The 13,059-nt window shown below is 73.1% G+C and carries 12 protein-coding genes and 1 pseudogene; 4 read left to right on the top strand and 9 right to left on the bottom strand.

Going from position 1 to position 13,059, the window contains the following annotated elements:
* Positions 1-155 precede the first annotated feature (155 nt).
* Positions 156-1,175: an ABC transporter substrate-binding protein gene (locus tag EV371_RS09575; RefSeq protein WP_130461737.1), complete on the top strand. Its 1,020-nt coding sequence runs from the start codon at positions 156-158 to the stop codon at positions 1,173-1,175.
* Between the two features lie 46 nt (positions 1,176-1,221).
* Here the strand turns inward: EV371_RS09575 and EV371_RS09570 are convergent, their stop codons facing one another.
* From EV371_RS09570 to pdxH, 6 genes and pseudogenes are all read right to left on the bottom strand, one after another.
* Positions 1,222-2,406, bottom strand: a complete 1,185-nt coding sequence (locus EV371_RS09570; protein ID WP_130461736.1) for an acyl-CoA dehydrogenase family protein — start codon at positions 2,404-2,406, stop codon at positions 1,222-1,224.
* A 33-nt stretch (positions 2,407-2,439) separates the two neighbouring features.
* A complete protein-coding gene (locus tag EV371_RS09565; RefSeq protein ID WP_130461735.1) occupies positions 2,440-2,739 on the bottom strand; it encodes a type II toxin-antitoxin system VapB family antitoxin in 300 nt (99 codons plus the stop codon).
* A 197-nt stretch (positions 2,740-2,936) separates the two neighbouring features.
* Complete coding sequence (locus EV371_RS09560; protein ID WP_130461734.1) at positions 2,937-3,590, bottom strand: nitroreductase family protein; 654 nt, start codon at positions 3,588-3,590, stop codon at positions 2,937-2,939.
* An 18-nt stretch (positions 3,591-3,608) separates the two neighbouring features.
* Positions 3,609-4,547: an aldose 1-epimerase family protein gene (locus tag EV371_RS09555; protein ID WP_130461733.1), complete on the bottom strand. Its 939-nt coding sequence runs from the start codon at positions 4,545-4,547 to the stop codon at positions 3,609-3,611.
* A 235-nt stretch (positions 4,548-4,782) separates the two neighbouring features.
* Positions 4,783-6,000 (bottom strand): annotated as a pseudogene (locus EV371_RS09550) (MFS transporter); the annotation flags it as partial.
* Positions 6,001-6,128: 128 nt separating this feature from the next.
* On the bottom strand, positions 6,129-6,782 hold the full coding sequence (gene pdxH, locus EV371_RS09545) for a pyridoxamine 5'-phosphate oxidase (RefSeq protein ID WP_130461732.1): 654 nt from the start codon (positions 6,780-6,782) through the stop codon (positions 6,129-6,131).
* A 241-nt stretch (positions 6,783-7,023) separates the two neighbouring features.
* Here pdxH and EV371_RS09540 point away from each other — a divergent pair, with 241 nt between their 5' ends.
* From EV371_RS09540 to sepH, 3 genes are all read left to right on the top strand, one after another.
* On the top strand, positions 7,024-8,130 hold the full coding sequence (locus EV371_RS09540; RefSeq protein ID WP_130461731.1) for a citrate synthase: 1,107 nt from the start codon (positions 7,024-7,026) through the stop codon (positions 8,128-8,130).
* Positions 8,131-8,401: 271 nt separating this feature from the next.
* Positions 8,402-9,529 (top strand): phosphoserine transaminase, encoded by a 1,128-nt coding sequence (gene serC, locus EV371_RS09535; protein WP_130461730.1) that lies wholly within the window; start codon positions 8,402-8,404, stop codon positions 9,527-9,529.
* 189 nt (positions 9,530-9,718) lie between these two features.
* Positions 9,719-10,789: a septation protein SepH gene (gene sepH, locus EV371_RS09530; RefSeq protein ID WP_130461729.1), complete on the top strand. Its 1,071-nt coding sequence runs from the start codon at positions 9,719-9,721 to the stop codon at positions 10,787-10,789.
* Positions 10,790-10,863: 74 nt separating this feature from the next.
* Here the strand turns inward: sepH and EV371_RS09525 are convergent, their stop codons facing one another.
* The 3 genes from EV371_RS09525 to EV371_RS09515 are packed head-to-tail and all read right to left on the bottom strand — an operon-like array spanning position 10,864 to position 12,998.
* The gene (locus tag EV371_RS09525; protein WP_130461728.1) at positions 10,864-11,514 is read right to left on the bottom strand and encodes a 2'-5' RNA ligase family protein; all 651 of its coding nucleotides are present in this window, start codon (positions 11,512-11,514) and stop codon (positions 10,864-10,866) included.
* A 39-nt stretch (positions 11,515-11,553) separates the two neighbouring features.
* Positions 11,554-12,063: a hypothetical protein gene (locus EV371_RS09520; RefSeq protein WP_130461727.1), complete on the bottom strand. Its 510-nt coding sequence runs from the start codon at positions 12,061-12,063 to the stop codon at positions 11,554-11,556.
* A 59-nt stretch (positions 12,064-12,122) separates the two neighbouring features.
* Positions 12,123-12,998: a maleylpyruvate isomerase N-terminal domain-containing protein gene (locus EV371_RS09515; RefSeq protein ID WP_207230446.1), complete on the bottom strand. Its 876-nt coding sequence runs from the start codon at positions 12,996-12,998 to the stop codon at positions 12,123-12,125.
* Positions 12,999-13,059: the final 61 nt, after the last annotated feature.

Raw genomic sequence — 13,059 nt, 5'->3', positions numbered from 1 at the left:
GGGAGGTCACGGGCCCTTCGTGCTGCGCCGACCGTCGGATGCCCGCGACTTGACAACCACAACTTAGGTCAGGCTAACCTACCCACCGGGCGAGCGCAGGCCGCCCGGACCGACAGTTCCGCTGCGCGCAGCGCCCAGCCAAGGAGCACCACGACATGCCGCACCCTCGCCAGTTCAGCCGCCGGAACCTGCTCGGCGCGGCCGGCGCCCTCGGCCTCACCGCCCTGCTCGGAGCCTGCGGGCAGGACGACGATCCGGGCACGGACACCGGCGCCGGTGGCGCGTGGAGCTTCACCGACGACCGGGGCCAGACCGCCTCCGCCGCGAGCCGGCCCGACCGGGTCGTCGCGTTCGTCGGCACCGCCGCCGCGCTCTACGACTTCGGCGTCACCGACCAGATCGTCGGGGTCTTCGGCCCGACGAAGCGCGCCGACGGCAGCCCGGACGTACAGGCCGGCGACCTGCCGGTGGCCGAGCTGACCGTCATCGGCAACACCTGGGGCGAGTTCAACATCGAGGCGTACGCCGCGAGCAAGCCCGAACTGCTGGTCACGCACGAGTACGAGAAGAACTCGCTCTGGTACGTGCCGGACGAGAGCAAGGACCAGATCGTCCCGCTGGCGCCGACCGTGGCGCTGGTCGCCTCCCGGACCCCGCTGGACAAGGTGATCGGCCGGCACGCCGATCTCGCCGCCGCGCTCGGCGCCGACCTGAACGCGCCGAAGGTCACCGAGGCCAAGGCCCGGTTCGAGGCCGCCGCCGTCAGCATCAGGGAGGCCCTCGCCGCCAACCCCGGGATCCGGGTGCTCGCCTGCTCCGCCGCCGAGGATCTGTTCTACGCCTCCAACCCGGGCGTCAACTCCGACATCAACTACTACAAGTCGCTGGGCGTGGACATCACCGTGCCGGGCAAGCTCGACGACGGCGGCTATTTCGAGAGCCTGAGCTGGGAGAACGCCGACAAGTACCCGGCCGACCTGCTGCTGCTGGACAACCGCAGCTCCACGCTGCAGCCGAAGGACCTGACCGGCAAGCCCACCTGGCAGCAGCTCCCGGCGGTCAGGGCCAACCAGGTCGTCGGCTGGAACAGCGAGCCCCGGTTCTCGTACGCCGGCAGCGCCGCCGCCCTGGAGACGCTGGCCACCGCGCTCCGCACCGCCCGCAAGGTGGTCTGACCCGGACGCCGCCACGACGACCACGGCCGGCAGTGCGCTCGCCGGGCTAGCCGCCGAACGCGGAGAGCCCGGTGAGCCGCTGCCCGATCACCAACTGGTGGATCTCGGAGGTCCCCTCGTAGGTCAGCACGCTCTCCAGGTTGTTGGCGTGCCGGAGCACCGGGTACTCCCCGCTGATGCCGTTGGCGCCGAGGATGGTCCGGCACTGTCGGGCGATCGCGATCGCCTCCCGGACGTTGTTCAGCTTGCCGACGCTGACCTGCTCCGGTCGCAGCCGCCCGGCGTCGGCCAGCCGGCCGAGGTGCAGCGCCAGCAGATAGCCCTTCTGCAACTCGACCGCCATGTCGGCCAGCTTGGCCTGGGTGAGTTGGAAGCCGGCGATCGGCCGGCCGAACTGCTCCCGGCCGGTGGCGTAGTCGAGCGCGGCGTGCAGGCAGTCCCGGGCCGCGCCGAGCGAACCCCAGACGATGCCGTACCGCGCCTCGGTCAGGCAGCCCAGCGGGGCCCGCAGCCCGGCCGCCTCCGGCAGCAGGGCGTCCGCCGGCAACCGGACCTCGTCGAGCAGGATCTCCCCGGTCGAGGAGGCGCGCAGCGACATCTTGTGCCGGATCTCCCGGGCCGTCACCCCGGGCGTCGCCATGGGTACGACGAAGCCGCGCACCCCCTCGTCGGTGCGCGCCCAGACGACGGCGAGGTCGGCGACCGGCGCATTGGTGATCCACATCTTGCCGCCGGTGAGCACCCAGTCGGAGCCGTCCCGGCGGGCCCGGGTCGTCATCGATGCGGGATCGGAGCCGTGGTCCGGCTCGGTCAACCCGAAGCAGCCGATCAGCTCGCCGGTCGCCATCCGGGGCAGCCAGTGCTGCTTCTGCTCCGCTGATCCGTACCGCCAGATGGCGTACATGGCCAGCGATCCCTGCACCGAGACCAGCGACCGTACGCCGGAGTCGCCGGCCTCCAGCTCCAGGCAGGCCAGCCCGTACGCGACGGCCGAGGCGCCGGCGCAGCCGTACCCGGTCAGGTGCATGCCGAGCAGGCCGACCCGACCGAACTCGACCGCCAACTCGCGCACCGGGGCCTGGCCGGTCTCGTACCATCCGGCGACGTGCGGGCGTACCCGGCTCGCCACGAGCCGCTCCACCACGGACCGGATCTGCCGGTCCTCCTCGGTCAACGAACCGTCCAGGTCGAGCAGGTCGAGCGGGGATGTCCCGGAGGTCGCCTCGGTCATGACCGCCACCCTAGTCAGCGCGGCCCACCCGGATCAGGAGGCCGGCAGCACCAGGACCCGGGCGTGGATCTGGTTGCGCTGCTGGAGTGCGGCGCGCAGTGCCCGGTGCAGTCCGTCCTCCAGGTAGAGGCCACCGCCCCACTGCACGACGTGCGGGAAGAGGTCGCCGTAGAAGGTGGAGTCCTCGGCGAGCAGCTTGTCCAGTGCGAGTTCCCGCTTGGTCGTGATGAGTTGGTCGAGGCGCAGCGGGCGTGGCGGGATCTCTGCCCACTGCTTCAAGGTGAGCCCGTGGTCCGGGTAGGGACGCCCGTCCCGAACCGCTTTGAAGATCACGACGGCACGCTCCCCTCCCCATGGCCGTGCTGGCCCGACCCCTTGCCGCTACTCCGGCGGCCCGCCCGTTTCGCGCGCCGCACCGTACCAATGACGTCCGTCAGCCTAACGACCTCCGACTAGCCCGTGGTTTGTCCACGGATGTCAGTTTCGTTACTGCCTCCCGGTGACATCGTGGACCAGCGTGGGTAGCGGTGTCAGCCCCACCGTCCCCGGTGCACCACCTGCGCCAGCGGCCGGCGACCACGACGCAACGACGATGATCGATGATCCGGCGCCGGATAACCGATGCTGAGCGCGCCGATCGGGGTGAAGGTGTCCGGCACCCCGAACGCCTCCCGGAACGACCCGGTCCGTTCCGGCGGGATGCCGAAGAAGCACGCCCCGAGCCCGGAGTCCACCGCGGTCAACAGCATCAGCAGGGCGGCGAACCCGGCGTCGACGTACCAGTACGGCACCGGCCAGCGGGACTCGTCGCGATCCGTCCACCCCTTGTCCGGCTCGGCGTACCGGTCGAGGTAGGCGGAGCGGTTCGCCAACGGTACGACGATCAGCGGCGCCCGCCGCATCCCGGTCAGCCACCGGTTGCGGACGGGCCCCCGCTTGTCGTTCCCGGTAGCTGAAGGGCCCCCTCCGGACACCTCAGCCCGGGGCGGGGTGGTCGCCGCCCAGAACAGCTCGCGGTCCGCCGGCTCGGTCAGCACCAGGAACGCCCAGCCCTGGGCGAACCCGGCGGACGGGGCCCGGACGGCGTGCTCCAGCAGCCGATCCACCAGCTCCGGCGGCACCGGCCGGTCCGGGTCGTAGTTGCGCACCATCCGTCGCCGCCGGACCACCGTCGAAAACTCCATCGCCCGCCCCCTGTCGTGTCAGGTGCCGGGCCGGATGCCCCAGCTCCCCTGCCAGGTCTGCCCCGGTTCGAGGACGATCACGTCCCGCCCGGAGCGGAACGCGTCCGGCGGGCAGGTCATCGGCTCCACCGCGACCGACCGCCGGTAACGCTCCCCGACCAGGGTGTCCCCGGTGAAGACCTGCCACCAGCCGAACGACCGATCGGCCCAGATGCTCACCGCCGTGGAGTCCGGGCCGGAGAGGGTGACGCTGGACCCCCACTCGTGCATCAGTGCCGGGTCGAGGTCCCCGAAGGCCAGGTCGAGCACGGCCGGCCCGATCCGGCGCGGCTCGGTGAAGTCGTACTCCCCGCCGGTCACCTTTGCCGCCCCGATCGGCAGCAGCCGGCCGTCCAGCAGCAGCCGGCTGCGGCCCGGTAACCGCAGCCGCATGTCGTCGACGGCGACCCCGGGCAGCCGCAGGTAAGGGTGCACCGAGAAGCCGAACGGGCAGGGCACCGTGCCGACGTTGGTCGCCTCGTGGCGTACCCGCAGCCCGTCGGCACCGATCTGCCACTGCGCGCGCAGCGACAGCGGCCACGGATAGCCGATCTGGGCCGGCATCTCGCAGCTCACCACCACCGCCTCCGGGGACTGCTCGACCAGCCGCCACGGCAGCCAGTTGACCAGGCCGTGTATCGCGGTGTGCCGCTGCGGCTCGGTCAGCGGAAGCTGCAACTCCTGGCCGGCGAAGGTGTACCGGCCGTCGCGGATCCGGTTCGGCCACGGGGCCAGCACCTGACCGGCGCTGCCCGGCGGCAGCTCGTCCTCCGCGTACCCGTCGAGATAGTCGACGCCGTTGGCCCGGTACGCCCGCAGCCCCCCACCGACCTCGACCACCACGGCCTCCTGGCCGGCGGCAGAAATCGTCCACTGTGCACCGGAGAGCGACCGGGCCGTCGTTGTGACGTTGTCCATGCCGGGACGATAGCCGTTACCCGGCGGCGGCGCCCGGGTGGCCGGACGCCGCGCCGCTCCCCGTCCCGGAACCGGCCGCCCCGGAACCGACCGCCGCGCCGCTCCCCGCCTCGGAACCGACCACCTCGGAACCGACCACCTCGGAACCGACCGCCGCGCCGCCCGGCCCGCTACCGGTGGGCTGGCCCGGCCGCGCCTCCCGCCGCACCGGCCCGGCATCCTCGTCGTCGGGGTGCGGCGCCCGGTAGCGCACCAGCGCCGGGAAGAGGATTCCCAGCAGCAGCGCGAGTACGGCCGCGACCACCCCGCCGCCGACCCAGGCGAAGCCCACCCCGAAGGCGGCGGCGGTGGTGCCGGCGCGCAGGTCGCCCAGCCGGGGTCCACCGGCCACCACCGTGATGTTCACGCCCTGCAACCGGCCGCGCAGCCGGTCGGGGGCGTAGACCTGCAACATCGACTGCCGGAACACCGCGCTGACCAGGTCGGCAGCCCCGGCCACCGCGAGCAGCAGCACCGCCAGCCAGAGCTGCCGGGCCAGCCCGGCGACGGCGATCGCCACCCCCCAGCCGACCACGGCGCAGACCAGGGCCAGGCCCTGCCGGCGGACCCGGCTGATCCAGCCCGAGGTGAGTCCGCCGAGCACCGACCCGATCGCGATCGCGCTGAACAGCCAGCCGACCGCCGAACCACCGCCGAACCGCTCCTGTGCCACCTCGGGAAAGAGCGCCCGGGGCATCGCCAGCACCATCGCGATGATGTCGACGGCGAACGAGAGCAGCAGCACCGGAGTGGTGGCCAGGTACCGGAACCCGTCCACCACGCTGGCCAGGCCGACCCGCCGGGGCGACCCGCCGTCGTCCAGCGGCGGCATCGGGGGCAGCCGGTAGGTGGCCCAGAGCGAGACGGTGAAGAGCAGTGCGTCCACCCCGTACGCCACCGGCAGCACCGCCTCGACCGGCCCGGCCGAGAAGACCAGGCCGGCGGCGAGCGGACCGAGTACGCCACCGGCGGTGGAGGTGGTGTAGCCGAGCGTGTTCGCGGACGGCACCAGGGCGGCGGGGACCAACCGGGCGATGATCGCCTGCCGGGCGGGTGAACTTATCGCGAACGCGGTCGTCTGCACCCCGACCAACGCCAGCAGCAGGACCGGGCTGCCGACCCGGAAGAGCGCCTGGAGCAGCAGGCCACCGGTGGAGAGCCACATCAGCACCGAGCTGGCCAGCAGCAGCTTGCGGCGGTCCACCGCGTCCGCGACCGCACCGCCCCAGAGGCCGAAGAGCAGCAGCGGGACGAACCCGGCGATGCCCAGCAGACCGACCCAGAGGGACTTCTGGGTCAGCGCGAACATCTCCACCGGTACGGCGACCGCGGTGAGCTGGAACCCGAACATCGACACGCCGTTGCCGATCCAGAGCCGCCGGTACGCCGGCACCCGCAGCGGGCGGACGTCCATCGCCCACCGGGAGAACCGACCCGCGGTCCCGGCGGCGGTCCGGGCGGCGGTCCCGTCCGGGGGTACGGGGGAACCGGTGTTCGACGTCGGGTCACCGCCGACCCGACCGGTGCCGGGGTCAGCACCGGTCAAGGCGCCAGCCGCTCAACGATCCAGTTGTCCGCACCGGTGCGACGGTAGCGCAGTCGATCGTGCAGCCGGCTGGCCCGGCCCTGCCAGAACTCCACCGTCGTCGGCACCACCCGCAGGCCGCCCCAGTGCGGTGGCGGCGGCACCGGTACACCCTCGGGGAACCGCTCGACGGCCGCCCGGAACCGGTCGTCGAGCCCGGCCCGGTCGGGAAGCACCGCCGACTGCGGGCTCGCCCAGGCCCCGAGCTGCGACCCGCGCGGGCGGGTGTCGAAGTACGCCTCCGTCTCGGCCCGGTCCACCGGCCCGATCGTGCCGCAGATCACCACCTGGCGCTGCATCGGGAACCACGGCAGCAGCAGGCTGGCGTACGGGTTGACCCGCGCCTCGACGCCCTTGCGCGACTCGTAGTTGGTGTAGAAGACCAACCCGCGCTCGTCGTACCCCTTCAGCAGCACGGTCCGGCTGCTCGGCCGCCCCCGCGCGTCGGCGGTGGCCACCACCATCGCGTTCGGCTCGGGGAGCCCGGCCGCGACCGCGTCGAGGAACCAGCGGTGGAACTGCGTCCACCAGTCGGGTGCCAGGTCCGCCTCGGCGAGCCCGTCGGCCGACCCGTACTCCCGGCGCAGCCCGGCCGGGGGTGTGTCCCGCATCACGTCACATCCTTGTCCGTCCGTCGGTGAGCCGGGACCCGCGCCGACCCGGTCGGCCGGCGGGCGGCCCGGGGCGAGCGCGTCCGCGCCGCCCGTGTCGCGCGTAGCACAGCCGTGACCTCTCGCAAAGTTAGTTACCCAGGGGCAAGATGGCACGAATACATCGCTGAGTTCCGAAGGGATCGCCCCGGGTACCGCCGGGCGGGCCCTGAATGCACGGACGACCGATCCAGGAGCGCGCATGTCCGACTTCAAACCGGGGCTGGAAGGCGTGATCGCCTTCGAGACCGCCATCGCCGAGCCCGACAAGGAAGGGGGGTCGCTGCGCTATCGCGGAGTCGACATCGAGGACCTGATCGGCCAGGTCTCCTTCGGCAACGTCTGGGCCCTGCTCGTGGACGGCCGGTTCGGTCCCGGCCTCCCCCCGGCCGAACCGTTCCCGGTGCCGGTGCACTCCGGCGACATCCGCGTCGACGTGCAGTCCGCGGTGGCGATGCTGGCACCGTACTGGGGGCTGTCCCAGTTCCTCGACATCTCCGACGAGCAGGCCCGCGAGGACCTGGCCCGGGTCTCGGTGACCGCGCTCTCCTTCGTCGCCCAGTCGGCGCGCGGGCTCGGCCTGCCTGCGGTACCGCAGAAGGAGATCGACAAGGCGGAGACCATCGTCGAGCGGTTCATGAAACGCTGGCGCGGCGAGCCCGACCCGCGACACGTCAAGGCCGTCGACGCCTACTTCATCTCCGCCGCCGAACACGGCCTGAACGCCTCCACCTTCACCGCCCGGATCGTCGCCTCGACCGGTGCCGACGCCGCCGCCTGCATCTCGTCGGGGATCGGCGCGCTCTCCGGCCCGCTGCACGGCGGTGCACCGTCCCGGGTACTGCACATGATCGAGGCGGTGGAGCGCAGCGGCGACGCCGAGGGGTACGTCAAGGGCGTACTCGACCGGGGCGAGCGGCTGATGGGCTTCGGGCACCGGATCTACCGGGCCGAGGACCCGCGGGCGCGGGTGCTCCGGCGTACCGCCAAGGAGCTGGGCGCACCCCGCTTCGAGATCGCCGAGGCGCTGGAGAAGGCCGCACTGACGGAGCTGCACGCCCGCAAGCCGGACCGGGTACTGGCCACCAACGTCGAGTTCTGGTCGGCCGTGGTGCTCGACTTCGCCGAGGTACCGGCGCACATGTTCACCTCGATGTTCACCTGTGCCCGGATGGGCGGCTGGAGCGCGCACATCCTGGAGCAGAAGAAGCTGAAGCGACTGGTCCGGCCGGCCGCCCGGTACACCGGCCCGGGGCCGCGCAAGCCCGCCGAGGTGGAGGGCTGGGAGGCCGTTCGACACAACGTCTGAGCTGCGGAAAGGGCTCCCTCCCGGCGCGTGGCGCGGCCGGGCGGGAGCCCTCGTTCGCTTCGGGCGAACCGGCCGGTGCGGATGTGGGGCAGAACTCAGCCGCCGCCGTGGGATCGTCCCCCGGACCGCGCGGCGCAGGTGCGAGGATTGGGCAACGGCAGCGTCGCCGGACCAACCGCTCGGCTCCCGGGCCCCCAGGCCCATCGGCTCTGGGCCTCCAGGCCCATCGGCTCCCGGGCCGCCTCGGCCCATCGGAAGGATCTTCGTAACCGTGGCTGACGTATCGACCATTCGGATTCCCGACGAGATCAAACCCGCTGACGGCCGGTTCGGCTGCGGCCCGTCCAAGGTGCGTCCGGCGGCGGTCTCCGCGCTGGCCGAGGTCGCCACGACGTACCTCGGCACCTCGCACCGGCAGAAGACCGTACGCGACCAGGTCGCCCGGCTGCGTCGCGGCATGGCCGAGTTCTTCTCCCTGCCCGAGGGCTACGAGGTCGTACTCGGCAACGGCGGCACCACCGCCTTCTGGGAGGTGGCCACCTTCGGGCTGGTCCGGGACCGGGCACAGTTCGCCAGCTTCGGCGAGTTCGGCGCCAAGTTCGCCAAGTCGGTGAAGGACGCGCCGTTCCTGGGCGAGCCGACCGTGCGCAAGTCCGATCCGGGCAGCGCACCGTCGCTGGTCGCCGAGGCCGGCGTCGACGTCTACGCCACCCCGCAGAACGAGACCTCGACGGGTGTGGCGGTGCCGATCCGCCGGGTGTCCGGCGCCGACGACGACGCGCTGCTGCTGGTCGACGCGACGTCCGGCGCGGGTGGCCTGGAGGTGGACGTCCGGGAGACCGACGTCTACTACTTCGCCCCGCAGAAGTGCTTCGGCTCCGACGGCGGGATCTTCCTCGCCCTGATGTCGCCGGCCGCGCTGGCCCGGGCCACCGAGATCAGGTCCTCGGGGCGCTACATCCCGGCCTTCCTCGACCTGGTCACCGCGATCGACAACTCGCGGCTGGAGCAGACGTACAACACTCCGGCACTGGCGACGATCTTCATGGCCGCCGAGCAGACCGACTGGATGAACGCGCAGGGCGGACTCGCCTGGGCGACCAAGCGCACCGCCGAGAGCGCCGCCATCCTGTACGGCTGGGCCGAGCGCTCCACCGTGGCGACACCCTTCGTGACCGATCCGGCACTGCGCTCCAACGTGGTGGCCACGGTCGACTTCGCCGACGGTGTCGACGCGACCGCGATCACCAAGGCGCTGCGGGCGAACGGGATCGTCGACACCGAGCCGTACCGCAAGCTCGGCCGCAACCAGCTCCGGATCGCGCTCTTCCCGGCCGTCGAGCCCAGCGACGTGGAGGCCCTGACCACCTGCGTCGACTACGTGGTCGACCGGCTCTGAGCCGTACCGTCCCTCGGGTCGGGCCGGTCGACCGGGCCGCCCGACCCGAGTGATCAATTCGTGCAGCTCACCCGCGACATGCGGGCGCGCCTCTCCCCAACGGGTGACGGAGCAGCGTACCGTGTGACGAGGACGCCCGGGTGTCTGACCTGTGGCGTGGGGCCAGCGAGGCGGGACGGAGGCAACGCGATGCGGCCAGTACGCTTCGTCGCCCTCTCCGAGGACGGCCAAGCTATGGTGCTCACCGACGAGGTGGGCCGTCTTCTCGCGCTGCCGATCGACGAGCGGGTCGCGACCGTCCTGCACAGCGAGCCCGGCAGCGCACCACTGGTCGCGGCCGGTTCCGGCACCGAGCCGGCGCCCTCGCTGTCGCCACGGGACATCCAGGCCCGGATCCGCTCCGGTGAGTCCGCCGAGGACGTGGCCCGGATCGCCGGGGTTCCGGTCGACCGGGTGCTGCGCTACGCCGGGCCGGTGCTCCAGGAGCGGGCGATGCTCGCCCAGCACGCCCGGCGGACCCGGCTGAAGAACGCGGAGAACCAGGCGCCGCTCGCCGAGATCGTCGACGGCCGGCTCTCCCAGCACGGGATCGACACCGAGAAGATCTCCTGGGACGCCTACCGGCGCGACGACGGCACCTGGCGGATCATCGCGACCTGGCCCTCGGGCAAGGCGACCGCCCAGGCGATCTGGGATCTCGACAAGGCCCGCCAGGCGGTGACCCCGCACGACGACATGGCGCAGTACCTCTGCGCCGAGCGCCCCGCACCGCTGCTCGGCCAGGAGCCCGCGCCGGAACGCGGCGGCCACGCCCTGCCCGGTCCGTCCCGGGTGGAGCCGAGTCGTGGCGGGCACGGCCTGCCGGCGGCAGCCAGCGACCACGCCCGGCCCGGCCGCGATCCGATCCGGGCCGGCCGGGACGCGTTGCTCGCCGGGCTCGACCGGCCACTCGGCTCGACCGCCGGTCGCGGCCTCGACCCGGCCGCGTCGATGGCGTCGCCGGACGCGCCCCGACAGCGTCCGGTCTCCGGCGGTGCCGCCGCGCTGCTCGGCGGCGGCTCCGGTTCCGCGTTCGACGACGACGCCGACGCCCCGAAGGAGGTCCCGGCGGTGCCGTCGCTGGCGGTGCTCCGGCCGCGCCGCGCCGCCGCGGCCGGCTCCGGCGAGTCCGGTGACGCCTCCGGCAAGCCGCGCAAGCGCCTGCCGAGCTGGGACGACGTCCTTTTCGGCAGCGGCCCCGCCGCCCGCGAAACGTCCTGACCGCCCGCCGGGCCTGCCTGTCGATCCACTCGCTCCCGGGGCTGGCCCGGCTCGGCCTCCTCCGGACAGGGTCGCTACAACGGCCAGGTCGCGAGCCGGTCGTACGTCGGCCGGGGGCCGAGGTGGCTGCGTACCAGCACCAACTCGGTCGCCGGCCAGGACGGTCCGAGGTACCCGTCGAGGGTGCGCAGGTCCTCGTCGAGACTGTCCCGGTCCAGCCGGTCGCCGGGGCGGGCCAGGGTCAGGTGCGGTCGCAGCGGTCGGACGTCGAACGGGACCTTGGACCGGCGCAGCTCCCGGCGGACCGCCGCGGCCAGCCGGCGCAGGGCGTCGACCTCGCCGAGCAGCCCCACCCAGAGCACGGTGAACCGTCCCCGCCCGAACCGCCCACCACCGCCGAACTGAAGCCGAGGCGCCCGCTGCCGCGCGCACTGCGGCTCCCCGACCCGCTCGACCGGAGCAGGCCGGCGTTCGGCCGAGCGGCGGCGCCGGACCGGTGGGTGGTGCCACAGCGCGACGGCCCGGGAAAGCGCCTCCGCCACGGCCGGGAGCCGGTCGTCCGGCACCTCACCGAGAAACGCGACCGTCACGTGCAGGTTCGACCGGGCGGCCAGCCGTACGTTGATCCCGGCGTCGGCCGCCGCCCCGATCCGGAGCCGGCGGGTCTGCGCGACGATGTCGTCCAGTGCCTCGGGCGGCGGGTAGACGGCCACGAAGAGCCGCATCTCAACCCCGCTCCGGGCATCGGGACGCCGGTCGGCGGCTCAACCGCTGCTCTGGCGCGGCCCGGCGTGCGGGGACGGCAGGACCAGACCGGCGGCCTGCAACTCGCCCTCGACGCGTACCCGCTCGATCTCCAGGTCCATCCCGTCGAGATCGGCGAGGTGTTCCGGCACACCCAGGCATCGGCTGGCCAGGCGCAGCCGGTCGTCGTACGCCTCCAGCACCGCGTCCTGCCAGAGCCGGGACCGCCCGGCGAGGCCGAGCCGCTGGTCGCCCAGCCGGCGCAGGTCGGCGGCGATCCGCTCGATCGCCGGATGGCCCGGCTGGTCGAACTCGGTGATCTCGACCTCCCGGGCGGGCACGTCCACTTCGAACGCCCGGTCTAGGCGGCTCAGCGTCTGGCGTGACCGGCGGCTGTCCCGGCGGTCGACGGACCAGCGGACGAAGTTGCCGATCAGCTCGTCGGCGCAGATCAGGGCGGCCACGGCGACCGGCAGGCAGGCTACGGCAAGAAGGGCCAGCGGCAGCGCGAAAGCATGCACGATGGCCATGTCCTCCGACGCTAACCGGCGTCAACCGGGCCCGCCACCGGTTTTGCAATCAGGAGCATTCATCGGGTAGCCGGGGCAAGGGCCAGGCGCAGCCGGTCGACCGCCGCCCGGTCGCCAGCCCAGCTGACGGCGTCGGCGGCGGAGCGCCGCCAGAGCCAGAGCAGCAGCCGGTCCGCACTCGCGCTGACCGTCGCCGCCGGCTCGACCTCGGTCGGCGGCTCGTCCCCCGTCCCGGACGCCTCGTCGGCGGTCGCCGCCGAGCGGTCGCCGCCGACACCTGTCGACCGCATGACCGGTGCCTGGTCCGGGGCGGCGTACCGCGGCGTCGGGAGCCGGCCGGACGCCGCTCGGCCGGACGCGACCGTCGCACCCTCCGGACCGAGCCGGACCAGCCAGCTCGCCGGGCCGGCGGTGGCCCGGACCTGGACGGCGGGATCGGGGAGAACGTCGGTGAACTCCTCGGGCCACCGCCGGGTGCCGTATCCCAGGAAGAGCCGCAGCACCTCGTCGATGCCGTCGGCGGCGAGGTCACCGGGGATCTCCGTCACGGGCTGGGCGGTCGCCAGCTCCGCGTCCACCCGGTGGATGACCGTCTCCTGCGCCATCCGCCGCAGCCAGAAGCCGACGGTCTGGTCCGGGTCGTACCAGGTGGGGGCGAGCGCGGCCGGGTCCCGGCTGTCGAACTCGGCGCGCAGCGCGAGACAGGCCCGGTCGAGCAGCGCCAGCGGCTCCTCGCCGGACAGGTCCGGCGGCCACGACGACGGAATCCGGCCGGTCCGCATGCACTCCACCTTGTGCAGGTAGACCAGGGCGACGTGCCGGACCAGGTCGGCGACGGTCCAGTCCGGACAGCTCGGCACCGTGGCGGCCAGATCGGCGGACGCCACCTGTCGCAGCCGGGCCTGGTCGGCGGCCAGGCACTCCAGAAGTCGCACGCGCAGCATGAGGCCAGCTAACCAGAGGGGCCCGATGCCCGCAGGGCGCCGCGCGCATCGA

This window comes from Plantactinospora sp. CNZ321 (assembly GCF_004217235.1).
The sequence above is the reverse complement of the archived record's forward strand: the minus strand, read 5'-3'. Positions and strand labels throughout refer to the sequence as shown.

Excerpts from the sequence above, each read along its gene's own strand:
- EV371_RS09575 (WP_130461737.1), top strand. The coding sequence starts at position 156 with ATGCCGCACCCTCGCCAGTTCAGCCGCCGGAACCTGCTCGGCGCGGCC.
- EV371_RS09570 (WP_130461736.1), bottom strand. The coding sequence starts at position 2,406 with ATGACCGAGGCGACCTCCGGGACATCCCCGCTCGACCTGCTCGACCTG.
- EV371_RS09560 (WP_130461734.1), bottom strand. The coding sequence starts at position 3,590 with ATGGAGTTTTCGACGGTGGTCCGGCGGCGACGGATGGTGCGCAACTAC.
- EV371_RS09555 (WP_130461733.1), bottom strand. The coding sequence starts at position 4,547 with ATGGACAACGTCACAACGACGGCCCGGTCGCTCTCCGGTGCACAGTGG.
- pdxH (WP_130461732.1), bottom strand. The coding sequence starts at position 6,782 with ATGCGGGACACACCCCCGGCCGGGCTGCGCCGGGAGTACGGGTCGGCC.
- EV371_RS09540 (WP_130461731.1), top strand. The coding sequence starts at position 7,024 with ATGTCCGACTTCAAACCGGGGCTGGAAGGCGTGATCGCCTTCGAGACC.
- sepH (WP_130461729.1), top strand. The coding sequence starts at position 9,719 with ATGCGGCCAGTACGCTTCGTCGCCCTCTCCGAGGACGGCCAAGCTATG.
- EV371_RS09525 (WP_130461728.1), bottom strand. The coding sequence starts at position 11,514 with ATGCGGCTCTTCGTGGCCGTCTACCCGCCGCCCGAGGCACTGGACGAC.
- EV371_RS09520 (WP_130461727.1), bottom strand. The coding sequence starts at position 12,063 with ATGGCCATCGTGCATGCTTTCGCGCTGCCGCTGGCCCTTCTTGCCGTA.